This is a genomic window from Spirosoma arcticum, assembly GCF_054779955.1.
Genome location: NZ_BAAGXG010000004.1, coordinates 279110 through 303110 on the forward strand (window position 1 = coordinate 279110; position 24001 = coordinate 303110).

General features: G+C 53.6%; 18 protein-coding genes. 14 read left to right on the forward strand and 4 right to left on the reverse strand.

Annotated elements, in window-relative coordinates:
- Positions 1-31 precede the first annotated feature (31 nt).
- The 11 genes from ACYVHB_RS10940 to ACYVHB_RS10990 all read left to right on the forward strand — a co-directional run bounded on the left by ACYVHB_RS10940 (position 32) and on the right by ACYVHB_RS10990 (position 17815).
- Complete coding sequence (locus ACYVHB_RS10940) at positions 32-2383, forward strand: ABC transporter permease (protein WP_461051762.1); 2352 nt, start codon at positions 32-34, stop codon at positions 2381-2383.
- A 35-nt stretch (positions 2384-2418) separates the two neighbouring features.
- Positions 2419-3168: a GIN domain-containing protein gene (locus ACYVHB_RS10945; protein ID WP_461051763.1), complete on the forward strand. Its 750-nt coding sequence runs from the start codon at positions 2419-2421 to the stop codon at positions 3166-3168.
- A 44-nt stretch (positions 3169-3212) separates the two neighbouring features.
- Positions 3213-5582: an ABC transporter permease gene (locus ACYVHB_RS10950; protein ID WP_461051764.1), complete on the forward strand. Its 2370-nt coding sequence runs from the start codon at positions 3213-3215 to the stop codon at positions 5580-5582.
- Between the two features lie 12 nt (positions 5583-5594).
- Complete coding sequence (locus tag ACYVHB_RS10955; protein WP_461051765.1) at positions 5595-5888, forward strand: hypothetical protein; 294 nt, start codon at positions 5595-5597, stop codon at positions 5886-5888.
- Positions 5889-6015: 127 nt separating this feature from the next.
- Positions 6016-7050, forward strand: a complete 1035-nt coding sequence (locus ACYVHB_RS10960; protein ID WP_461051766.1) for an OmpA family protein — start codon at positions 6016-6018, stop codon at positions 7048-7050.
- A gap of 163 nt (positions 7051-7213) precedes the next feature.
- Positions 7214-7846 carry a hypothetical protein gene (locus ACYVHB_RS10965; protein WP_461051767.1) on the forward strand — a complete coding sequence of 211 codons (633 nt, stop codon included), beginning with the start codon at positions 7214-7216 and terminating at the stop codon, positions 7844-7846.
- A 12-nt stretch (positions 7847-7858) separates the two neighbouring features.
- Positions 7859-10348, forward strand: coding sequence for an ABC transporter permease (locus ACYVHB_RS10970; protein WP_461051768.1), 2490 nt, complete (start codon positions 7859-7861; stop codon positions 10346-10348).
- Positions 10349-10359: 11 nt separating this feature from the next.
- On the forward strand, positions 10360-12795 hold the full coding sequence (locus ACYVHB_RS10975; protein WP_461051769.1) for an ABC transporter permease: 2436 nt from the start codon (positions 10360-10362) through the stop codon (positions 12793-12795).
- Between the two features lie 103 nt (positions 12796-12898).
- Positions 12899-15325 (forward strand): ABC transporter permease, encoded by a 2427-nt coding sequence (locus tag ACYVHB_RS10980; RefSeq protein ID WP_461051770.1) that lies wholly within the window; start codon positions 12899-12901, stop codon positions 15323-15325.
- A 105-nt stretch (positions 15326-15430) separates the two neighbouring features.
- Positions 15431-16708: an ABC transporter permease gene (locus ACYVHB_RS10985; protein WP_461051771.1), complete on the forward strand. Its 1278-nt coding sequence runs from the start codon at positions 15431-15433 to the stop codon at positions 16706-16708.
- A 6-nt stretch (positions 16709-16714) separates the two neighbouring features.
- Entirely contained in the window at positions 16715-17815 is a 1101-nt protein-coding gene (locus ACYVHB_RS10990) for an ABC transporter permease (protein WP_461051772.1), read from the forward strand.
- Positions 17816-18036: 221 nt separating this feature from the next.
- Here the strand turns inward: ACYVHB_RS10990 and ACYVHB_RS10995 are convergent, their stop codons facing one another.
- Positions 18037-18669 carry a hypothetical protein gene (locus ACYVHB_RS10995; RefSeq protein ID WP_461051773.1) on the reverse strand — a complete coding sequence of 211 codons (633 nt, stop codon included), beginning with the start codon at positions 18667-18669 and terminating at the stop codon, positions 18037-18039.
- Between the two features lie 163 nt (positions 18670-18832).
- Entirely contained in the window at positions 18833-19399 is a 567-nt protein-coding gene (locus ACYVHB_RS11000) for a hypothetical protein (protein ID WP_461051774.1), read from the reverse strand.
- A gap of 131 nt (positions 19400-19530) precedes the next feature.
- Here ACYVHB_RS11000 and ACYVHB_RS11005 point away from each other — a divergent pair, with 131 nt between their 5' ends.
- Genes ACYVHB_RS11005 through ACYVHB_RS11015 form a run of 3 tightly spaced genes read left to right on the forward strand, consistent with a single transcriptional unit; the run spans position 19531 to position 22494 of the window.
- Complete coding sequence (locus ACYVHB_RS11005; protein WP_461051775.1) at positions 19531-20391, forward strand: SDR family NAD(P)-dependent oxidoreductase; 861 nt, start codon at positions 19531-19533, stop codon at positions 20389-20391.
- Positions 20388-21230 (forward strand): MBL fold metallo-hydrolase, encoded by an 843-nt coding sequence (locus tag ACYVHB_RS11010; RefSeq protein WP_461051776.1) that lies wholly within the window; start codon positions 20388-20390, stop codon positions 21228-21230. The genes ACYVHB_RS11005 and ACYVHB_RS11010 overlap by 4 nt, the downstream gene beginning before the upstream one ends.
- 55 nt (positions 21231-21285) lie before the next feature.
- A complete protein-coding gene (locus ACYVHB_RS11015; RefSeq protein WP_461051777.1) occupies positions 21286-22494 on the forward strand; it encodes an FG-GAP repeat domain-containing protein in 1209 nt (402 codons plus the stop codon).
- 187 nt (positions 22495-22681) lie between these two features.
- Here ACYVHB_RS11015 and ACYVHB_RS11020 read toward each other — a convergent pair whose 3' ends face one another.
- On the reverse strand, positions 22682-23188 hold the full coding sequence (locus tag ACYVHB_RS11020) for a hypothetical protein (protein WP_461051778.1): 507 nt from the start codon (positions 23186-23188) through the stop codon (positions 22682-22684).
- Positions 23189-23269: 81 nt separating this feature from the next.
- On the reverse strand, positions 23270-23839 hold the full coding sequence (locus tag ACYVHB_RS11025) for a hypothetical protein (RefSeq protein ID WP_461051779.1): 570 nt from the start codon (positions 23837-23839) through the stop codon (positions 23270-23272).
- Positions 23840-24001 lie beyond the last annotated feature (162 nt).

The window sequence follows — 24001 nt, forward strand, 5'->3', positions numbered from 1 at the left end:
CCCGCCGACCGGGACGGGCGGCACTGCTCCGATGATTCGTTCTTACCTCAAAATCGCCTTTCGTCAACTGTGGCGAAACCGGCTCTACAGCCTGCTGAATATCGGTGGGCTGGCCCTCGGCATTGCCTGTTGCCTGCTTATTGCGCTGTACGTGTATGACGAATGGAGCTACGACCGCTTCTATCCCCAAGCCACCGACGTGTACCGGGTAACGCCCCGCCAACCGAACACGTCGGTAACGCCCGGTCCGCTGGCTCCGTCGCTCAAAACCGACTTCGCGGAAGTGGTGGAAGCTGGGCGAATTGGCCGCTGGAACGGCGTGATGCGCTATGGTCAACAGTCATTCGGGGAGAGTAATCTGTTTTTCGCCGACAATGGACTGCTGCAGCTTTTCGGCTTTCCGGTCCTGCGCGGCAACGTGGTCACGGCCCTCACCCGCCCCGATGAACTCGTGATGACCGAGACGACAGCCCGGCGGTACTTCGGCCCGAACTGGCAACGTTACCCGAACGTGATTGGTACACTGCTGCGGCTCAACAACGAGCGCGATTACCGGGTGGTGGCCATTCTGAAAGACGTACCGGCCAACTCGCACCTTCAGTTCGACATCTTGCTGTCGTTCAAAAACGCGGAGCAGGACCCGTCTCTCTATAGCTGGAACTGGCAGAGCTACCACACCTACCTGCGGCTGCGACCCGGAACCGACCGGGCGGCTTTTGACCAGAAGCTGGCCGGGCAGTACCAGCGCTACGACCCCCAGACCAAAACGACGCTGCAACTTCAGCCCCTGACCGACATCTACCTCTACGATGCGTCCGAGACGGTCTGGGGCAAACGGGGCAGCATCTTTTACGTGCGGCTGTTCGGGCTGGTGGGCCTGATTGTGCTGCTGATTGCGGGCGTTAATTTCATCAACTTAGCTACTGCCCGCTCATCGCGCCGGGCAATGGAGGTAGGCGTTCGCAAAACGGTGGGGGCGCATCGGTATCACCTTATTTTTCAGTTTCTGAGCGAGTCATTCCTGCTGACAGGCCTGGCGGTGGGCGTGGCACTGTTGCTGGCCAATGCGCTGCTGCCCGTCTTCAATGAATTGACCGGCAAAGTCCTGACACTGGACCTGACCCGTCTGTTGCTCTGGTTCGTGCTGCTTGGGCTGACCGGCTTAATTGATTTGCTGGCAGGGTTGTACCCGGCGTTTCTGCTGTCGTCATTTCAGCCTGCCAAAGTGCTGAAGGGAATAATGAATGCAAGGGCGGGCGCGGCCTTCCGGCAAACGCTGGTGGTCGGGCAGTTCGTCCTGTCGCTGGTGCTGATTGCGAGTAGTATTCTCATTTATAATCAACTGCGCTACATGCAGCAGAAAGACCTTGGCTTCGACAAGGCGCAATTGCTGTACGTACGAATGGGTGGGGAGTTGAAAAAAAAGGCGGCTCAGTTTAAGCAGGAACTTCTGAAACAGACGAGCATCGAGACCGCTTCAACCACCACCGCTACGCTGGTCGACGTGGCCAATGAGTCGGATATTGAGTGGGAGGGTCGGCAACGCAAAGCTGATTTCTTTATAACTCAGATGAATGTGGACCCCGACTTTCTGCCAACCGTTGGTATGAAGCTGGCGCGGGGCAGCAACTTCCGGGAAAAGGCCGCTACCGATACAAACCAGACGTACTTAATTAACGAGACGGCGGCCCGGCGTATGGGCTATACCGTGCAGTCGGCAGTGGGCAAGCGGGTAACGTTTTGGGGTAAGACTGGCTCCATCATCGGCGTCGTGCGCGACTTCCACTTCCGCCCGCTGAACGTACCGATTCAGCCCTTCATTTTTCGTTACGGACCAGGGGATTTTTACTTTCAGCTCCTGATTAAAACCCGTCCTGGGCGTACGGCGGAAGCGCTCGAACGCATCGCGCAACTGTACAAACAATACGAAAAGGAGAGTCCGCTGCAATACGGCTTCGTCGATCAGGAACTGGACCGGCAGTACCAGCGCGAACAGCGAACCGGCCAGATCGTACTGTATTTCTCAACCTTAGCCGTCTTGATTTCGTGCCTTGGTTTGTTCGGCCTTGCCGCCTTCACCGCCGAGCAACGCACCAAAGAGATTGGCGTTCGTAAAGTGCTGGGGGCGAGTGTAACCAGTATTGTAACACTGTTATCTAAAGACTTTTTGAAGTTAGTGCTCATCGCCATTGTCATTGCCTCGCCCATTGCCTGGTTTGCCATGAACCGCTGGCTACAGAACTTCGCCTACAAAATCGACATTGAGTGGTGGGTATTTGCCGGGGCGGGCTTGCTGGCGGTGAGTATTGCACTGCTCACGGTGAGTTTCCAAAGTGTGAAAGCCGCCCTGATGAATCCGGTGGAAAGTTTGCGGAATCAATAAATTAAGCGTCGTACTATCCCAAAAATACACTGCCCATGAAAAAGTCACTTAAGATAGAAATTGCCGTTTGCTTAACGATAGCTGCTGGTTTAACGCAGGCCCAAACACCGCAGACATTGCCGTCGTTCGACAAAGTCATCGCCAGCCCCCATGTCAGCGTAGTGCTGGTGGCTGGTGAACGGGAAAGTATTCGGTTGGCGTATCAGAACGTTGCGCCGGAGAAGGTGAACTACGTCGTTCGCCACAATACACTGCGTATTTACCTCGACGATGCCCGAATTACGGATAAACAGCGGAAATGGAAAGAAGGCGATCACGACTACAACCGGTCGGTTTACGACCGGGACGTAAAGGTGACTGCCTACATAACCTACCGGCAACTGAAAAGCCTGCAACTACGGGGCGAAGAGGAAGCGACCTGCCGGGATGAGCTAATCAGCGACGCGTTCCGGCTGCGGGTATATGGTCAGGCAACAGTTACTTTGACGTCTCTGAAAACGAATGTCCTCAAAGCCAAACTGTACGGAGAAAACAAGGTGACGATTATGTCTGGCCAAGCCGACAGGCAGCAATACCGTATCTACGGTGAGAACCGGCTTGACACCGAAAGCCTGACTGGCAAAACGGTCTCCGCTCATGCCTACGGCGACAGTCAGTTGCGGGTTTACGCATCAGACCGGATGGGTGTCATGGCGTTCGGTGAATCCAACATCCGGTACGCGGGTGGTGCTTCACTGCACAAAGGGTTGGTAGTTGGCGAGGTGACGATTCGCCGGACGGAATAACGCCCGCTTATTCAGCAATTAGCCCAGTAAAATGGTCTTATCGTATGCTACAAAATTACCTTAAAATAGCCTGGCGGAACCTGATCCGCAATAAGACCTTTTCGGCCATCAATATCGCCGGGCTGGCGCTGGGAATGGCGAGTAGCCTGCTGATTCTGCTTTGGGTTCAGGATGAACTGAGCGTGGGCACCCACTACCCGAATGCCTCTCAGTTATACCGGGTGATGGAAAACGAAATTGCCGACGGACGGATCGTTACCGACGAAGATACGCCCGGCATTCTGGCCGAGGAACTTAAAAAACAGTTTCCCGAAGTGGCATACGCTGCTGTTAGGTCGGACCTGGAACAACACGTACTGACGGCAGGCGGGAAAACCGCCCGGCAAATAGGGCACTATGCCGGAGCCGACTGGTTCCGGCTGTACGGCGTTCCGCTTCTGATCGGCACACCCGAAACCGCCATCAACACGCCCGGAAGCGTAGCGATCTCCGCGAAAATGGCCCATATCTACTTTGGTAGTCCACAAAAAGCGGTGGGCAAATCCATTCGGTTCGACAACTGGCTCAACTATCAGGTAACGGCTGTCTTTGCCAATCTGCCCGCCAGTACGCCCGAACCGTATGAGTACGTGCTGAATTGGGCCGATTACCAACGACGGGAACCCTGGACCAAAGTTTGGGAGAATACCGGCCCCCGGACCCGGCTGCAACTCCGCCCCGATGCGGATGTGACTAACGTAAATGCCAAGCTGAAAACATTTCTGAAAGGCCGTAACAAGGATCTCAATGCCAGTTACAACGTTGAGTTATTTCTGCAACCGGAGACCGAAGCCTACCTGTACTCTAATTTCAGAAACGGACAGCGCGACGGTGGCCGTATCGAATACGTGTGGCTGTTTGTGATCGTCGCGGTTTTTTTGCTGCTGATCGCGGGTATCAATTTTATGAATTTAGCAACGGCGCGGTCGGTGAAGCGGGCGCGGGAGGTTGGCGTTCGGAAAGTAGTCGGGGCAGAACGGGCATCGCTGATCGGGCAATTCATGGGGGAAGCCATGCTACTCACGAGTATGGCCCTGGTGCTGGCGGTGGCATTAGTGGCGGTGCTAATGCCCGTGTTTAATCAACTGACCGATAAACAACTGGTTCTGCCGATTAGCCAGCCCGTGTTTTGGTCCATCCTGTTGGCGTTGCTGGTGTTGATGGGGGGCTTAGCCGGTAGTTACCCGGCCCTATTTCTGTCGTCGCTCAATCCGGTGCGGGTACTGAAAGGAACCCTGAGGTTTGGAGCCGGGGCGCAGTTGTTCCGGCGCGGGTTGGTGGTGTTCCAGTTTGTGCTGTCGATGCTGATGATTGTGGGAACGGTAATCGTTTACCGGCAACTTCAGTACATTCAGACGAAGAACCTGGGTTATGACCGCGAAAACTTAATCAGAATCAGGAGCGAAGGTGAACTGGGGCAGAAGTTCCCCTTATTTAAACAGGAATTAACCCGAATGGCGGGCATTCAGTCCGTAACCTTTTTGCAAACCAACCCATTGCAAAACGGGAATACGACCGACGGAGTGAACTGGGTGGGTAAAGACCCTACGGTTGCCATTCAGTTTAATGGTACATCGGTAGGCTACGATTTTGCCCGGACGATGGGTATGAAGATCATCCGGGGCCGTGACTTCTCGCCCGCCTTTGGCACCGATTCCACAAATTACCTCATCAACGAGGCTGCGGCTAAACGCATCGGCTACAAAGACCCGGTTGGAAAGCCGCTTACTTTCTGGAGTAAGCCGGGAAAAATCGTGGGGCTGATCGAAGATTTTCATTTCAACTCCCTGCACGTCGCCATTCGACCCCTCATCATTCGGTTTCAGAAAGACGATCATTGGGGTAACATTCTGGTCCGCACCCAACCCGGTCAGACCAAACAGGCATTGGCCAGTGTCGAATCCCTTTGCCGACAAATGAATCCGAAATTTCCGTTCCAATACTCGTTCGTTGATGCTGACTATGAAAAGCTGTATAGAAGCGAAACCGTCATTGGCACGCTGGCTTCGGTTTTTGCCTGCTTAGCTATTTTCATTGCCTGCTTAGGATTATTCGGCCTGGCCGCCTTCACCGCCGAGCAACGAACCAAAGAAATTGGGGTTCGCAAAGTGCTGGGCGCATCAGTAGCGGGCATCGTTACGCTGCTTTCCAGAGACTTCCTCAAGCTTGTGCTCATTGCCATTGTGGTTGCTACGCCAATGGCCTGGTACGCGATGAATCAATGGCTGCAGAATTTTGAGTACAAGGTCGCCATTGACTGGTGGGTGTTTGCCGGGGCGGGCCTGCTGGCGGTGGGCATCGCCCTGCTGACGGTGAGTTTACAAAGTGTGAAGGCGGCCCTGACAAATCCGGTGAAATCATTGAGAAGCGAATAAACCAATACGAACATGGCCTACATCGCAATTCCTATCCCTTCGATGCCCGGCAAACAGGACATCGAAATCGAGGTGTCCATCAATGGGCAGAAGCAGGCCCTCCATTACCGGGTCGAGCTGTTCTACTGGGCCGACTGCCCCGTGCCTTCTTTTGATCGCGTAGAATGTATCCGGCACGTGCTGGCTACTTACGACCGCGACTGGTCGCTGTACTACATTGGTACGCCAACGGATGATTTTGTGCCCATTGCTTTTGTCAAAAAAGAGGATTTGGCTTTCCAGCGACGGCTCCGTCAACTCGCCTGACCTCGTTAACGGCCACTCATCCTGAATCAGACGGCGCTGTCGATAAAATGGGCATCTTTCGGTTGCACAAGCCGATGAATTGATGAAGACGATACGCCTGCTGATGGGAATAACAGGTTGGTTACTAATGACACCAGTAAGGGCGCAACCGGGACTGAAAGGGGAGTATTACAACGGCACGAATTTCGAGCGAAAAGTCCTGACCCGCGTTGACCCGAAACTCAGTTTTACGTGGGTAGACCGAAGCCCGGCCCCCGGTATTGATCGGTCGTATTATTCGGTGCGCTGGACGGGTAAGCTGCTGGCTCCCGCGTCGGGCCGCTATACGTTCTACGCGAAGGTGGACGATGGCATCCGAATTTGGGTGGGTAACAAAACCGTAATGGACGTCTGGCAACTCAACGACTCCAAAAAATATACGGGTAGTGTGGTGTTGCAGGCAGGCCGTTCCTACGACCTGAAAGTGGAGTTTTTCAACGCGATGTACGGCGGAGTGATCGAGTTGTTCTGGGAGCGGCCTGATGCAAAGAAGCCGTTGTTCAGCTTCTCCGATACGCCCGGAACGCCCGTTACCGCTCAGTTTTTCCGGCAGCCCGACCCACCGGCCACCCAATTGCCGAAGCCCGTTGTTAGGTCGCCCCGTGCGGTTGTGGTTGCTGGGCCTAAGCCAGTCACTGAACCAGTTGCTCCTCCATCCAAAACTGCAACCAAAGCGGCCGTTATCCCGCCAGTTGCCGTTAGTGCCGTCACCGTGACCAAACCGAACGCGGTTACGGTTGTGGCTCCCCAACCCGTTACTGGCCCCCTGGATGGCCTGGTAACGGGCGAAACGGTTGCGCTGCGCCAGGTTCAGTTCGCTCAAAGCAGCTATGTGCTGTTGCCCGGCTCATCGGCCGAACTGGACCAGTTGGTGCAGGTGATGAACCGGAACCCGCAATGGCGCATCGAAGTTGCGGGTCATACCGACAATGTGGGCGACGCACGCCTGAACCTGGCCCTGTCGGAGAACCGCGCCAAAGTGGTTGCGCACTACCTGACCCGACGCGGCATTGCCGAAGAGCGCATCAACGCCAAAGGGTACGGCAGTACGCATCCCGTTGCCGATAACGCGGCCGAGGAAGGGCGCGTTAAAAACCGCCGGGTTGAAATCACGGTTCGCTAACAGCCGCGTGTCGGGGCGGGTCCATGCGTTCACTATCGGACGAGTGGGTGTCCACTTTCGGACGGTGCCGTAAACGATAGGGCCGTTTTTGACCTGCAAATGGCCATTTCAGGGTGTGGCACGACAGTTGAGCGAAGAGTGACAGTATCCTATTTTTCAATCAATGAAATCGCTTCTCACCCTGATTCTGCTCAACGTTGGCGTTGCGGCTATGGCCCAAACGTCGCGCCAGTCGACAACCCATTCACAAATCAACGACGATGGCAAGACGATGTCTATCCGCGTGGAAGGGCAGGTCGATGGCCGGGCTATCGACTACCAGCGCACGTTCGACGTGGCCCGGCTGAGTGATCGGGCAAAAGACGACCTCAAACACCGCATTTTCGATTCACTCGGCATTGGAGAACCAGCCCGCCGGTCGGAAGGCCGCACCCCCGCCGGTGCGGTGGATTCGCCCAAGCCCCCACTGCCCCCTAAACCCCCATTGCCACCAACTTTGTCCGGTCGGTCGGAAAGTGACACCACCCACGACGAGTCTGATACCAGTGAGGATCAGGACGTAACTTTCCGTTGCGAAACCTGCACGGGCAAAATCAAGCTGACCCTTACCCGGTCGACGGGCGATTATTCAGTTGAGCGGGACACCAAAATCGACAGTCAGAAACGCTTCTTTCCGTATCAGCTTCCGTTGCCGCCGGGCGAGTACCGCCTGACGTATTTCCAGAACGACGTCTTACAGATTCAGTCGACGTTCATGGTAAAATCGGGTCAGGAAAATACCGTTGTTGTTAAGTAAACAGAACGCACCATGTACAAAAGCTACCTCAAAATCGCCTGGCGGAATCTCCGCAAAAGTCGGGTGTTCAGCATCATCAATATCGCCGGGCTGGCGGTGGGGATTGCCGCGTTTCTGCTCATTCTGGAATACGTTAGTTTTGAGCGTAGCTACAATCAGTTTCATCAGAAATTACCGAATCTTTACCGGCTGCTGACCACTACTAAAGAAGGGCAGTCGAGTGAGCTTACAGCGCCGGGTGTGGGGCCATTAGTCAAAGCTGAGTTTGGCGAGGTCGCTAACTATTGCCGCGTGGCGTCGGGTATTGGGCAGGGCATTGTCACAACGGCCAATGGAGCCGTCACGTTGCGCTCATTCCGGGAAGAGGGCGTTTTGCTGGCCGACGGCAGTTTCTTCGACTTGTTTTCATTCCCGGTGCTAACGGGTCAGGTCTCGCGGCTGACGCAGCCCAACACGGTGGCTATGTCGGCAACGGCGGCCCGCAACTATTTCGATGCCAAACCGGCTGTGGGTCAGGTGCTGACACTCAATAACCAGTTCGGAAAAACGCCCTATACCGTGGTGGCGGTCTACGCCGATATGCCGCCCAACTCCGATATTCAGACCGACCTGATTTTTTCGCTGGCTACGCTGAATAACCCGGCCAACCTGGGCAATGCTGACTGGGTTGATCTGAAGGGGTTAAATAATGGGTTTCTGCAAGCCTACCTGCAACTCCCCGACGAGACCAATTTGTCGGCGTTGGAAAGCAAGTTGACCCGGCTGATTAGGCAGCGAAGTCCGAACTTTGCTGAGACGAAAGCGACTATAAACCTCCAGCCCGTCCGCCAGATGCACCTCGCCGACAGTCTGGCTAACACCTACCCCACGACGGGTAAGCTGAGCTTTGTGTACCTCATGGGCGGAATTGCGCTGTTAATTCTGCTCATCGCGTGGTTCAACTACGTGAATCTGTCCACGGTGGCATCACTGAAGCGGTCGAAAGAAGTAGGTGTTCGCAAGGTTGCCGGGGCCACACGCTGGGCGCTAATCGGGCAGTTTCTGGGTGAGTCCCTGCTACTGAACATACTGGGTTTTGGCGTGGGGCTGTTGCTCCTGAGCTTGCTGCAAAAACCGTTCAATGATCTGGTTGGCAGGCAATTGTCATTGAGCGTCCTGGCATCGGGTAATCTCTGGGTAGTAGGGCTGGCCTTTTTACTCATTGGGGCGCTGGCATCGGGCGGGTACACGGCGTTTGCGCTGTCGGGTATGTCGCCAATCCGTACGCTCAAGGGAAATGGTTCGGCTGGTGCCGCTCCGGCCGGTGCGCCGGTGCGATACCGGTCATGGGGCGGCAGTCCCGGGCGGGGCGGAGCCTTGCGGCAGTCATTGGTGGTGTTTCAGTTTGCCGTGTCCATTGCGCTCATCGTGTCGACGGTAATTCTCTACCGGCAGTTGCAATACATGCAGACTCAGGAATTGGGCGTCACTACGGCGCAGGTGCTGGTTATTCGGGGGCCGGAGGTAGGCAAAGACTCGACGTACAAACAGCGGTCGTCGGCGTTCCGCAACGAACTGGCTGGGCAATCGTTTGTGCAGCGCGTTTCGCTCACCGGCAGCGTACCGGGTCAGTATTACAATTTCAGCACGGCGGGCATCACTAAGCAACGCAACGCCCGCCCCGACGACGACAAAACGAACTACAACATGGCCATTGTGGACGATCATTACCTACCCACATTTGGCATTACGTTGGCCGCTGGGCGTAATATCACACCCGCTGAAGCGGAAAAAGGCTGGTCGAGCCACCGGGTGATGCTAAACGAAACGGCGGTCAAAGCGCTTGGATTTGCTTCTGCACAGGCGGCCATTGGCCAGCAAATTACGTGGCAGGACGGGTCAGAAGTTGTCGGCGTGGTGAAAGACTATCATCACCAGTCGTTGCAGCAATCTATTGGCCCTATTGTTTTTCAACCAGCCTATAACGAATATTTTTTCGCGCTCAAGCTTACAACGGGACAGATTCAAGCCAACATTGCCCAATTGTCGAACCTGTATCGGCAATACTTTCCCGGTAATCCGTTCGATTATTACTTCGCCGATGAGCAGTACAGCAAGCAGTACCAAACCGAACAGCAATACGGCCGGATATTCACCACGGCGGCCTCGCTGGCTATTCTCATCGCCTGTCTGGGTTTATTTGGCTTAGCTGCGTTCACCGCTGAGCAACGCACCAAAGAAATTGGCGTTCGGAAAGTATTGGGCGCATCGGTTGCCAGTATTGTAACCCTGTTATCAAAAGACTTCCTCAAACTGGTGCTGATTGCTATTGTCATCGCATCGCCCCTGGCGTGGTTTGCCATGAACCGCTGGTTGCAGGACTTCGCCTACAAAATCGACATTGAGTGGTGGGTATTTGCGTTGGCGGGTTTGCTGGCGGTGAGTATTGCACTGCTGACGGTAAGTTTCCAAAGTGTGAAAGCCGCCCTGATGAATCCGGTGAAGTCGTTGCGGAGTGAATAACCCTGAAAACCATGCTAACAAACTATGTCAAAATCGCCTGGCGGAATCTGCTGCGCCATCTGGGTTTTTCGCTGATTAATTTAATTGGCCTATCGGTTGGACTGACCTGCTGTTTAAGTATTTACCTGTTTGTTCAAGACGAATTTGCGTACGACCGGTTTCATGCGAAGGCAGACCGAATATACCGGGTTATCAACCAACGCACGGCGGAGGGCAAGCAAAGTCAGATGGCCGTTACGCCCCCGGCATACGGCCCCACGCTAAAGGCCAACTTTCCGGAGGTGCAACAGATGGTGCGGCTGTTTGCGCTGGGTAACAAACCATTAGTCAAGTACCAAGATAAGAAATTCATTGAGACGGATATCTTGCTCGCCGATTCTACCTTTTTCGACATATTTTCCTTCCCACTGACGCGGGGCAGTTCGGCGCAGGTCCTGAAGGGAGCGAATACACTGGTCATTTCGGAATCGATGGCCCGTAAGTATTTCGGCGATCAGGACCCGATTAATAAACAACTAACTATTGCGGACGGTGGCGCCATTCTCTTCCGCGTAACGGGCGTCATGAAAGACTTGCCCGCGCAATCGCATTTGAAAATGAACGCGGTTGGGTCATTCAGTACATTAAAATCCCTCGTTGAGCCGGGTCGGCTGGAAAACTGGCGCTGGCAGCAATTCTACACTTATGTTGTATTGCCCCAGCACTACAACCCGGCCCGGTTACAGGCAAAGTTACCATCCCTGCTGGTCCGCTACGCGCAACCCGAATTGGATAAGATAGGGATAACGTACCAGAGTCGGTTGCAACCGCTGCTGGACGTCCACCTGCGCTCGTCGGACCTGGAGTACGACAACGTGCAGAAGGGCAACATCCGGTACGTATACGCCCTCATGGCTATTGCTTTGTTCGCACTGTTGATCGCCTGTTTCAACTTCATGAACCTGAGCACGGCTCGTTCGCTAACCCGCGCTAAAGAAGTAGGGTTGCGTAAAGCAGTAGGTGCCCACCGGAGCCAGTTGATGGGACAGTTTATCGGCGAATCGCTGCTGCTAACGACCCTCGCCATGCTTATCGCTTTAGCTATAACGGGTCTTTCCCTGTCCGTTTTCAGCAATTGGGTCGGCAAACCTCTATCGGTGGCGAGTTTGGTGCAACCGCAGTTTCTGGTCGGATTAGTGCTGGTCATTGGGGTAGTTGGCGTACTGGCGGGTGTATACCCAGCCTTCTTTTTGTCGGGGTTTCGGCCGGTGCAGGTGCTGACCGGTAGCCGGATCAGGTTGCCCCGAACGGGAGCCGTTTCGCTCCGTAAAACGCTGGTCGTGCTGCAGTTTACCGCATCCACGGTGCTAATTATCGGTACGGCGGTTGTGTTTACCCAGCTTCGCTACATCCAGCAGAAAGATCTCGGATTTGCTGATGAGCAGGCTATTGTATTGCCCCTGCGCAACGAGGCCATGCAAAAAGGCTATGAGGCTCTCAAAACCGATTTGCTGCGCAACCCCGGTATCCGGGCCGCCACTGCCTGCTACGGTATACCGGGTGGTACCTTCGCCGGGGATGGCATTCGGCTGCCGGGAAAAGGCGCAGAAATAACGACCAATATGTTCCTCATTGACCCCGATTATATTCCCACGATGGGGATGCGACTGGTGGCTGGTCGAAATTTCTCCCGAACGTTTGGCACGGACCTGAACGAAGGCTTTGTCCTGAACGAAACCGCCGTGCGTACCTTCGGTTTAGTCAGTCCACAACAAGCGTTGGGTAAAGAAATTGTGTGGAATAAATGGGTACCCGGTAGCCCAACCGATACCCTCAAGCGGGGTCGGGTGATTGGCGTAGTGCAGGATTTCAATTACAAATCCTTGCACCAGAAAATTGAACCGGTGGTCATGCACGTATTTCCGCCAGTGTTTTCGAGCATGGTATTGCGGGTGCAACCGACCAATCTGACGGCGACGCTGGCGTTTCTGAAACAGGAGTGGCAAACCAGGGCTGCCGACTGGCCCTTTGAGTATCAGATTGTGGATGAGCAGTTTGCCGAACTGTACCGCTCCGAACAACTCTTTGGGAAGTTGTTCAGCCTGTTCACGGCCTTATCTATTCTCATTGCCTGCTTAGGATTATTCGGCTTGGCGGCTTTCACGGCGGAGCAACGCACCAAAGAAATCGGGGTTCGCAAAGTGTTAGGCGCGAGTGTGACCAGTATTGTAACACTGTTATCAAAAGACTTCCTCAAACTGGTGCTGATCGCCATCGTCATTGCGTCGCCCCTGGCGTGGTTTGCCATGAACCGCTGGTTGCAGGACTTCGCCTACAAGATCGACATCGAGTGGTGGGTGTTTGTGGGGGCGGGCTTGCTGGCGGTGAGTATTGCCCTGCTGACGGTCAGCTTCCAGAGCGTGAAAGCCGCCCTGATGAATCCGGTGAAAAGTCTGCGAAGTGAATGACTGTAGCGCCGAAGCTCCAGCTTCGGCGTATAATTGACTTCACACCCGAAGCTGGAGTTTCCGGGATGCTGGACTACAGAATGTCGGACCAAGCACTACAACTATGTTTCGCAATTACTTCAAAATCGCTTGGCGAAATCTGCTGCGCAACCGCGTTCTCAGCACAATCAATATCATCGGCCTGAGCGCGGGACTGGCGGCCGTTATGTTCATTTTGCTGTTCGTGCAGGATGAACTATCGTATGACCGGTTTCATGCCCGTGCCGATGGGCTTTACCGGGTGGTGTTGAACACGACAAACGCTGACGGTAATGAAGTCAAAACCGGTGCCACGGGGGTTCCGGAAGGGCCAGCCTTTGCCGCTGAATTGCCCGAAGTAGCTGATTTCTGCCGGGTTCAGGGCTACGAAATGTTGTTTCGCAAAAAAGAGGAGGCTATCTACCAACAGGTACTGTACGTGGACACGTCTTTCTTTCGGCTGTTCAGTTTCGACGTACTGGCAGGAAATAGTAGAACGCTGCTGAATGATCCGGGTAGTGTGGTTGTCACGGAGGAAATAGCCCGCAAGTACTTCGGCACGACCGACGTGCTGAACCGACCGCTGACCATCGACGCGGGGGGTAATTTTGAAAATTACCGCATTACAGGTGTCGTGAAAACGCCCCCGATGAATTCGAGCATTCGCTTCGACGTACTGCGCCCGTTCGTGGCTTCGCTGCCCCCGGATGGCAAACACTGGAGCCAACATGAGTGGGCAGAAGGCTTTCTGAACACGTTTCTATTAGTACATACCGACCGCAACAGCGGGGCGTTTCCCGACCCCATTGCGGTCGAGCGCAAGATGGCAACGGTAGTGACGAAGTATGCCCGCCGACAACTGGATCAGGTTCGTCGGGAATATGGTACATTCAGTCTGGCGTATCATCTGCAACCGTACACGGCCATGCACCTCGATGCCAGTTATGACATGAATAACGGTCTGGCGCGGGGATCGTCGTCGGTGTATTCCTACATCCTGAGTGGCATTGCCGGACTGATTCTGCTACTGGCCTGCATCAACTTTGTGAATCTGACGCTGGCCCGCTCCCTGCGCCGAACCAAAGAGATCGGTATTCGGAAGGTGACGGGCAGCACCCGTCGGCAGCTCATCGGGCAATTTATGGGCGAAACGTTTCTGCTGACACTGCTGGCTTTCGTGCCGACAATCGCACTGGTGTACGTCCTGCTGCCCCAATTCTCGGCCCTCGCCAACAAAGCCCTGCAACTCCATTTTCTGTTTACCCCACAAACGCTTGGTTTGTTTGCCGGATTGGTGATCGTGGTTACGGTACTGGCCGGTTTTTACCCGGCTCTGGTGCTGTCGGGCTTCAATCCGACGCAGATTTTATACGGTCGTCTGCGGCTCAGTGGTCGTAACCAGTTCGGGAAATCGCTGGTGGTCCTGCAGTTCACAATTGCTATTGTGCTCCTGATTGGGACGGCCGTGCTGCACGGTCAGTTCAACTACATCCAGACCGCCGATGTAGGGTATGAACGAGCGAACCGGGTGCGGATTTATGTTCCCTGGGGCCGCGAGAAGCAGGGCGAACTGGTAAAGCAGGCGTTGCGGGGACAGCCCGGTATCGAGGCCGTCGCCCGGAAGTCGGGAGGCCATCAGTCAGGCACCTACTACGTGAGCAATAAACCGATCAAATCGGGCCGCGAGTGGATTGACGACCAGTACCTGAGCTTCGTGAACGTGCCGATTGTAGCGGGTCGGGGGCTGAGCAATGCGAACCCCACCGACAGCCTATCCAATATCTTGGTGAATGAGACCTTCGTGAAGCGGTTTCTGGAGGCTAATCAATCCGCCGTCGGGCAGGTGATTCAGTGGGAAGACGACAACAATGTCCGGCGCAATTTGACGGTAGTGGGCGTGGTGCGCGATTATCAGTTCCGCTCCCTGCGCGACAAACCGGAACCCGTCTTACTCCAGCTTGGCAAGCCCGAACAGATGAATCAACTCTACGCCAAACTGACGGATGGCCAAACGCAGGCCGGACTGCAAACCATCGAAAGTAACTTTAGAAAACTGATTCCGTACCAGCCGTTCTCGTACCATTTCATGGAGGCCGACCGACTCGAAGACTACGCCGACGATGCCCGCTGGAAACAACTCATCACCGATGCTGCCGGGCTGGCTATCCTGATTGCCGGACTGGGTCTGTTTGGCCTGGTATCGCTGACGATTGAACAGCGGAACAAGGAAATTGGTATTCGAAAGGTACTGGGAGCCAGTGTCCTGGAAGTCGGTCAATTAGTGTCTGTCGACTTCTTGAAATTAGTGCTGCTTGCCTTTCTAATTGCTACACCCATTGGATGGTATGCGGCCCGTTACTGGCTCAATACGTTTGCGTATCGAATGGACTTAACGGGTTGGCTCTTCGGCCTAGTTGGCCTGTCGGTACTGAGCGTTGCCCTGCTGACGGTAAGTTTCCAGAGTATAAAAGCCGCCTTAATGAACCCAGTCAAAAGTTTGCGAAGTGAATAACAGTAGCGCCTGGTCCGGCGCCCCGGAAGCTCCAGCTTCGGGTGAATATATAGTTTCCACATCCGAAGCTGGAGCTTCCGGGGCGCCGGACCGGGCGCTACTATCATGATCAGAAATCATCTCAAAATCGCCTGGCGTAATTTGGTTCGCAACAGGGCGTATGCGTCCATTAACATCTTCGGCTTGGGATTGGGTATGACCTGTGGGTTGCTCATTTTCATGCTGGTGAAATACCACCTCAGTTTTGATAATTTCCATCGCAATGCCGACCGCATCTTCCGCATTGTCACCGAGGAGCACCGCGATGTTATCGAGTATGAATCCAGTGTACCGAGTCCGCTGGGAAAGGCGTTTCGGGACGATTATGATTTTGCCGAGAAAGTTGCCCGCATCGCTACTTACGACGATGCCGTCATTACGATCAACACGGGAAAAGAAGGAGAAAAATTCAAGCAGGAAGGTGGCTTTGCCTTTGCCGAACCCGCCTACTTTGACATCTTCAACTTTTCACTCATTGCTGGCAACCTACAATCTGCCCTGCTGGAACCCAACACTGCGATCATCACCGAACGACTCGCTCAAAAGTACTTCAGGAGCAAAAATCCAATCAATAGAACCATCCAATTCGGGAAAAGTATTAAAGCCAAAATCACGGGAGTACTGAAAGATATACCTGAAAACTCGCATCAGCAAGCCGAGATTTTTGTCTCCTATTCTACGTTGAAACAGCAGGATGAATGGTTGGCGAGCGACGATGCTTGGGGCGGCATAAACGATGTTATGAAGTGTTACGTACGCCTGCGCCCGCCCATTTCGGTGGCGCAGGTTGAGGCCGTTTTTCCGGCCTACGTCACTAAGCACCGACCAACCAGTACCAACGTCCATCACTATAAACTCCAACCCCTGTCGAAGGTCCATCTCGACGCACGCTATGGTGGGCCGATGGACAAAAAGAACCTGTGGGTATTATCGTTCATCGGTGTATTCATTCTTGTAACGGCCTGCGTCAATTTTGTCAATCTGGCTACCGCACAGGCGCTCAACCGGGCTAAAGAAGTGGGGGTCAGAAAGGTGATGGGTAGTTTACGAGGCCAGATTTTCTGGCAGTTCATTGCTCAAACCGGAGTCATTACGGTGCTCGCGTTGGGAGTAGCCTTTGTTCTGTCGCTGGCGGCATTGCCGTTTGTCAATGATTGGTTTACGGCACACGTTCGTTTCGATTTGCTGCATGACGGACAACTGATGGTGTTTATTCCCCTACTGGTGTTGTTTGTAACGTTTGTGGCGGGTTCGTATCCCGGTTTAATTCTGGCGGGTTTTCAGCCCGTGGTCGCGTTGCGGGGCAGGCTGTCGCAACGAAACATTGGTGGTTTCAACACCTGAAGAGCGTTGATCATCGCTCAGTTTGCCCTATCGCAGGCGCTGGTCATCGGCCTGATTGTCATTGCCAAACAAATGAATTATGCGAAGCAGTCGGACCTGGGGTTCACCAAAGATGCCGTCGTGATGATTCCGATTGGTTCCGATTACCAGAAAGCGCAAACGGTGAAGGGAGAATTTGAGAAACTAACAGGTGTGGACGGCGTGGCCCTGTGCTTTGGCGCACCCGCTACCAATAACAACAACTGGACCACGACGCCCTACTACAACAACGATCCCAACGAGCAGACGTTTCGGGTGGCGGTGAAAGCAGCGGATGCCGATTACCTCAAAACCTTTGGCCTGACGCTCGTGGCGGGTCGCAACGTGTTTCCCGCCGACTCGGCACGGGAGTTTGTCGTCAATGAAGCTTTTGCCCGAAAGCTGAATATCAAATCAGCCGGGGAATTGCTGGGGAAACCGCTGATGATTAACAACACCAAAGGGACAATAGTGGGCGTCGTGAAAGATTTTCACGATGTGTCATTTCATCAGGAAATCAACCCAATTGGCATCTTTACCGCACCCGGCCTTTATTTCAATTACGCTGTAAAAATCAATACGGGCAACGTCGCGGCTACCATGGCCGCTCTCAAAAAAACGTGGAGCGCCAATCACCCCGACAAACTATATGAATACGAGTTCCTGGACGACGACATCGCCACCTTCTACAAAACTGAATCGCTGATGCTGAAACTCATTCAGGTCTTTTCGGCCCTTGCGTTGTTCATCGGCTGCTTAGGGCTATACGGGTTAGTGTCGTTCATGGCCGCGCAAAAAACCAAGGAAATTGGCATCCGGAAAGTCCTCGGCAGCAGCATCGCCCAGATCATCTGGATCTTTGGTCAGGAGTTCACCCGGTTGATTTTGGTAGCGTTTGTATTGGCTGCCCCACTGGCCTGGTGGCTTATGAATGCCTGGCTGGCCGATTTTAAGTTCAAGACCGATATTGGCGTAGAAACTTTCGTCTGGGCACTACTCGCCACAGCGGGTATTGCGTTCATCACCGTTAGTTTTCAGAGCGTGAAAGCCGCGCTGATGAACCCGGTCAAAAGTTTACGAAGCGAATGATGTAGTGCCCGGTCCGGCGCCCCAGAAGCTCCGGCTTCGGGAGTGACAACTAACTATACTCTTGAAGCCGGAGCTTCGGCACTACAGATGTTCCGCAATTACCTCCAAATTAACGCTGTCAACCGCTCAGGTCGACAGTGTGCTTTCAGGACATCGAAGCAGTCCTGATCGGTCAATTCTACCCATTTGTACGGGCATTATTTGGTCAGTAAACAGGCGTACTAAACCCGAACCAGCGCCCGGCCTCCCGCTAAATCGAGCGAGTAGCTGATCTGGTCGAAATCGAGCATATCCGGATTATTGAAAAGGGGATAATCGTTATCCAGGAACGTCCCGCGCTGTTCGGCAGAAATAAGTAACTGCTCATTCGCGATGACATCGTTGGCAGTTACTATTTCGGCATAGCCCCGCACGGCCAGATTCTCGGTGCTCAACACAAACGCATTGCCCACATTAGGAAATAACGCGGCCGCAATGGTTTGTCCGGGTTGAATGGTGAATGGCGTGCTCTCGAACGGTTGCGAACTAACTAATGGGGGCAGGGCGGTTAACAGGGTGGTTGTTTGCGCACCGGCGTTATCCACTACAAAGGAGTGATTTGAATTTTGTAACGTGCTGCCGATCAGGCCACGGTAAAAACGGTTATTCGGGTTTAAAATATCTTCGTCGATAATATTCGTCGTGAAACGCATCTGAAGCGAAAGCGGCCCTGAATTGGCGTCGGGAATGTGCGAAATTGTCAGAAAATAACCCTGAACAACTCGTCTGAATGGTGCGTTGGCGGGGTTGGCAGGTCCGCCCGGCGTAGGCGCGATGCGCTTCACTAAAAGCTCAAAAGTTGACAGAAGAGGCATGATACCGTTGGTTTAGGCTACATTCAATGGTGAATGGCCCGACAAAGATTATACATGAACTCTTCTCGCTTTAGCGTAAAAGTATCCGAATTGATCCCGTAGAAATACTGGAAATAAAGCGACCGAATAGGCAGGCATTTCGGCCAGTTACCCACCTGACTCTTTACCCTAACCGGCGCATCAGCAGGCTGTTGACTAACTCAAACAGGGCAGCGGGCTGGAGCGTCCGCCAGTTGGCAATGTCGAGCGTGCCACCGAAATTGATGTAGTAATCGAGCCGGTATTTTTTCCACTCACGTTCGATGAATTCGGGCGAGTGAATGGCCGCAATCCAGCCGTCTTCCACGTCCTCAAACCACTCTTCGTAGTAGCTGTCGTCGGAGCCGTGGAAGTTGAAAATGTTTTCGCTGATGAGGATAAAGTATTTGATGCCTTCATTGACGAGTACGTCTACCACCTGCCGTTTGAGGTACATGATGTCGTTGTGAAGCGTGTCGTTCCACTCGCCGAAGAGTTCGATAACCACGAATTGCCGGTCGTAGTTGGCGAAGAGAATCTTACAATAGAGCGTTTCGGAGCCGATTTCGTCCCAGAGGGGGTGGATGTAGTAGCCGTAAATATCATTCTCGTACTGGTGCATGTTGTACTCCCGCTCGTGAAACGGCGACCGCGTGTCTTCCGACGCGTTGTAGTATTTTTCCCAGCCGTAGAAGGGTTCAATGTCCTGCATGATTCATAGCCGTCGGCCCGGTGGTTTTAGGGTTGGCCAACCGGGGAGATAACGTCAAACTTTACGCGATTGTTGAACCTAAGCCGGGTTCGTTAGGGCATATTCTGGCGATATAACTTAACTTGGACGCTATGAAACCCACTTCTCGCAATATCCTTATTACCGGCGCTTCAACGGGCATCGGCTACGGGGCCACCAAGCAATTTATTCGAAAAGGCTACACCGTCTTCGGCAGCGTTCGCACCCAAGCTGACGCCGACCGGCTGCAAACCGAACTGGGCGTAAACTTTGTGCCGCTGCTGTTCGACGTGACCGACACCGACGCCGTGAACGCGGCTGCCCAACTGCTCACCGACCGGCTAACGGGCAGCGGTTTGGGCGGACTCATCAACAACGCGGGCATCGCCATTGGCGGACCGCTGCAACACCAGCCAATGGACGTTATTCAGCAACAGTTCGAGGTAAACGTGCTGGGGCTGCTGCGCGTGACGCAGGCGTTTCTGCCGCTGCTTGGGGCGCGGGACAACCACCCCGTTCGGCCGGGCCGCATTCAGAATATCAGCTCGGTAAACGGGCAGGTGGCTATTCCGTTTATGGGCGCGTACGTCGGCTCCAAACACGCCGTTGAAGGACTGTCGCACAGTCTGCGCCGGGAGTTAAATTTGTACGGGATAAAGGTGATTATTGTGGGTCCGGGAGCCGTGAAAACGCCAATCTGGGGTAAGAACACACCTATCGACGCCTACGAACAGACGGCCTACTACCCGGCCATGCAGCGGTTTCAGAAGCAGGTGCGGGCGGCCGAAAGCCGGGGTTTTTCGGTCGAATACCTCGGTGAGCGTATTGTGCAGATTCACGAAACGCCCCGCCCCAGCATCCGGTACGCCGTTGTGCCTCAGAAGCTAATCGGCTGGACGCTCCCCCGGGTGTTGCCCGCCAAAACGTTCGACTGGCTCATTGGCCGAATTAGTGGTTTAACTCCTCAGAAATGATAGTAAAACCCGCTTTTCAGAAAGACCATGCCCTGCTCACTGACATTGAACAGGCCACCCAAACGCCCGGTAAGCTGCATATATGGTGGCTCGGCCAAAGCGGTTTTCTGCTGCAATACAACAGGAAACACCTGCTGCTTGACCCGTACCTGTCCGACTCGCTGTCGCGAAAATACGCCAGCACCGATAAACCGCACGTCCGCCTGTCGGAACGGGTAATCGACCCGGCGCATCTCGATAGCATCGACGTTATGACCTCCAGTCACAACCATACCGATCACCTCGACGCCGATACGCTGCTTCCGCTGATTGCCGCTAACCCGGCTCTACAGTTCGTGATTCCCGAAGCCAACCGTTCGTTTATAGCTGACCGGCTCGGCACTGATCCGACGTGGCCGGTGGGATTAACCGACGGTCAAACCGCAACTGTTGGCGATTTTGTGTTTCATGGCGTTCCGGCCGCGCACAACGAACTCGAACGCGATGGGCGGGGATGCTGTAAATTCATGGGTTATGTGGTTGAAGCAGGCCCGTACCGAGTGTATCATTCCGGCGATACGCTCTGGTACGAGGGCATGGTGGACCTGCTGAGGCCGTTCAGGGTGGACGTGGCGTTTCTGCCCATAAACGGCAATAAACCCGAACGACGCGTGGCGGGCAACCTCGACCCCGACGAAGCCGCCCGGCTTGGCCGCGACATCGGTGCGAAACTCGTTATTCCCCACCACTACGACCTGTTCGCCTTCAACACCGCCGACCCTGCCGACTTTATGCAGGCCTGCGAGCGACATGGCACCCCTTACCACGTGATGCAGTTGGGCGAGGGAATCACACTCTGAGAGTAAAATGCACCTTTCCTGATCTTACTACAAGGCCGAGAAACTACTTCCCGTTATGAAACTACTTTGCCTGTTCCTCTGCCCTCTATGGGTCCTCGCTCAAACCCCCAAACCCAACTTTAAAATCCAGGTTGTTGATAACCAGATCAGCATTGGCTACGGGCTGGCCATTGGCGATGTGGACGGCGACCGGAAACCCGACATTCTGCTGGCCGATCAGAAACAGATTGTCTGGTACAAAAACCCCAATAGCAAAACGGGGGCGTGGAAACGCCACGTTATGGCCGAGAACCTGACCCCGCAGGATAATGTCTGCATTGCCGCCCGCGACCTCGATGGCGACGGGCGAGTGGAGGTGGCCGTGGGTGCGGGCTGGAATCCATCCGAAACCGCTGACAGCACCAAATCCGGGGCCGTGTTTTACCTGGTTCGCCCGCAGGACCCGACACAACGCTGGGAACCGGTGCGGTTGTCCCACGAAGTAACGACGCACCGGATGCGCTGGGCCAAAACCGGCAACACCTACCAGCTAATTGTGGTGCCGCTGCACGGCCTGGGCAACCAAAAAGGGGAGGGCCGGGGCGTTCGGGTGTGGGGGTACGAGTTCCCGAAGAATCCACGCAGTCCGTGGAAACGGTATTTAGTGGATTCGACGCTACACCTGACGCATAACTTTGAACTCTGGGAAGATGGTCCCATTACCGGTCTCATCCTGGCTGGTAAAGAAGGCGGCAAGGTTTTAGAGTGGCAGTCGGGACAGTGGCGGTACATGCCCGAGGAAGCCGCCCGCAACGCACTGGGCCTGTTGACCAACAACACCGACGGCATTGGCGAAATCCGACGCTACGACAAGGGCGCGGGCATCGCTACCATCCAGCCCATGCACGGGACCCTGCTGCAAACTGAAAACGGCTATTATTCAACCAAACGCCCCCGCGCCGACGTGTCTGACAAAGAAATCAATATCCTGACCGACGAATTGAGTCAGGGTCATGCGCTCGTGTGCGGTGATTTTTTGGGGACCGGCCGCGATCAGATTATCGTGGGTTGGCGCAACCCGGACAAAAGCGGCAAAGTTGGGGTGCGGCTATTCATTCCGCAGGAGGCCGATAACTTTGCGGGCTACGTGCTCGACGATAGCGTCCGAATGGCCTGCGAAGACCTGCAAGCCGCTGATCTCGACAGCGACGGCGATCTGGACCTGATTGCGTCCGGCCGGGCTACGCTGAACGTGTTGATTTATTGGAATGGGCAGAAGCCGTAAGGGAGGGTTTGTTTACAGAATCGTACGGCACAAATGGTCAGCCGTTACTGCCCCAGTGAATTTCCATGACTGTCTGGCAACCTATACTAATTGCACTATTCCCAGCCAAGTTTCATAACTAATCTTATGTTATTCGACTATTTTCAGAAGAATGCAATCATTTATTGAATTCTAATCTAAGAATACTTCAATTAGTCTTTGTGAACTCGACTGACATACGAGCCACATATTTTGGTAGTTCTGATGTACCACTCGTATAGGTTGGGGGGGCAAACATGTAAGCAGCCCAATTCGGAGAGTTATCAGGTGCAGAAGGTGGTGCAATAACAAGTTCGCTTCCTAACTGATTATTCGGCTGTGTTGTGTCTGTTTCTAACGTCAGGTAGTACCCCTGTGGCTTTGTCAGCACATACACATTCTCATAAGTGGTGTCTCTGGCGGGCGAGTAGAAGCCGTTAGCAGGGGCTTGTACTTTAACTCGCACCTTGTCAGATGAAATGCGCTCAACCTGAAACGTTATCGTCTTACCATTGATAGGGTAGGACTTCACAGTAGGAATACGCGATAGATTAGCCGTATAAGTGCCTGTAATGACTCTGGCGGCATCGGGAGCCAGTATCGGTTGAACGACTGGCGCATCGTGTTTACAGGCGGTACACAGAGTGATTCCCAAAATGATAAGTTGCTTTTTCATCCTGTCAAGTGTTTAGGCAATTGTTAAAACTCCTTGCTCTTACGATTGTTCTACAGTGCTGTTGTATAAGTAGCAAATATGTTAGTTTCTGGGTTTATTTTCTAGTTGGATAGACATTAACCGTTTAAAGACGTAATACGGGCCAGCCGAGGTGAAAGCATAGATTTCTAAATACTTTTCACAGACTCGAAGACCATTAGGATAGATGGTTTCCCCGTTATTCATGTCTCTTTGACCGGCCCTCACTCGTGGCGTTCTGAAGCGAAAATAGGCTCTACCCGTCTCACTAATTACACATCGTAGGTTACCGTAGTTTATACCCACAGCTAATTGAAAATCAACTATCTGTTTTCCTCGTGCATAGACAATAGAATTTCCTTTCCCATCTACGCTCATCTCAATAGAGTCTGCTGGAATGGGCATCACGGTGTAAGTCTGGGTACCAATATCAATAAGTTTCCATCGACCAACCAAAAGCCTGTTGACCGAATCTAAAACGGCTTGGCGACGGATAAAATCTTTCGGGTGTATATAACTTAATCGCCTGTTATGTAGACAGTACTCTTTATCCGTTTGATTAGTGGCTATTGATTGAGACCATGATTGTATCGAGCGTAATAGCAATAAAGTGAAAAGTAGCTTAATGTTCATATCCTATCAGGTGTTTACTCTTCACTAACTTTTGATAGGGTGATGCTATTGTGATGCAGGTCCTTTTGTTGTATAATGAGGCTTATGTTAACCTGAGAGAAAAATTAAACATAATTTCGGTCGTGTTTAACTTTTTTTGCCCATTCATCAGCGAATCGAATA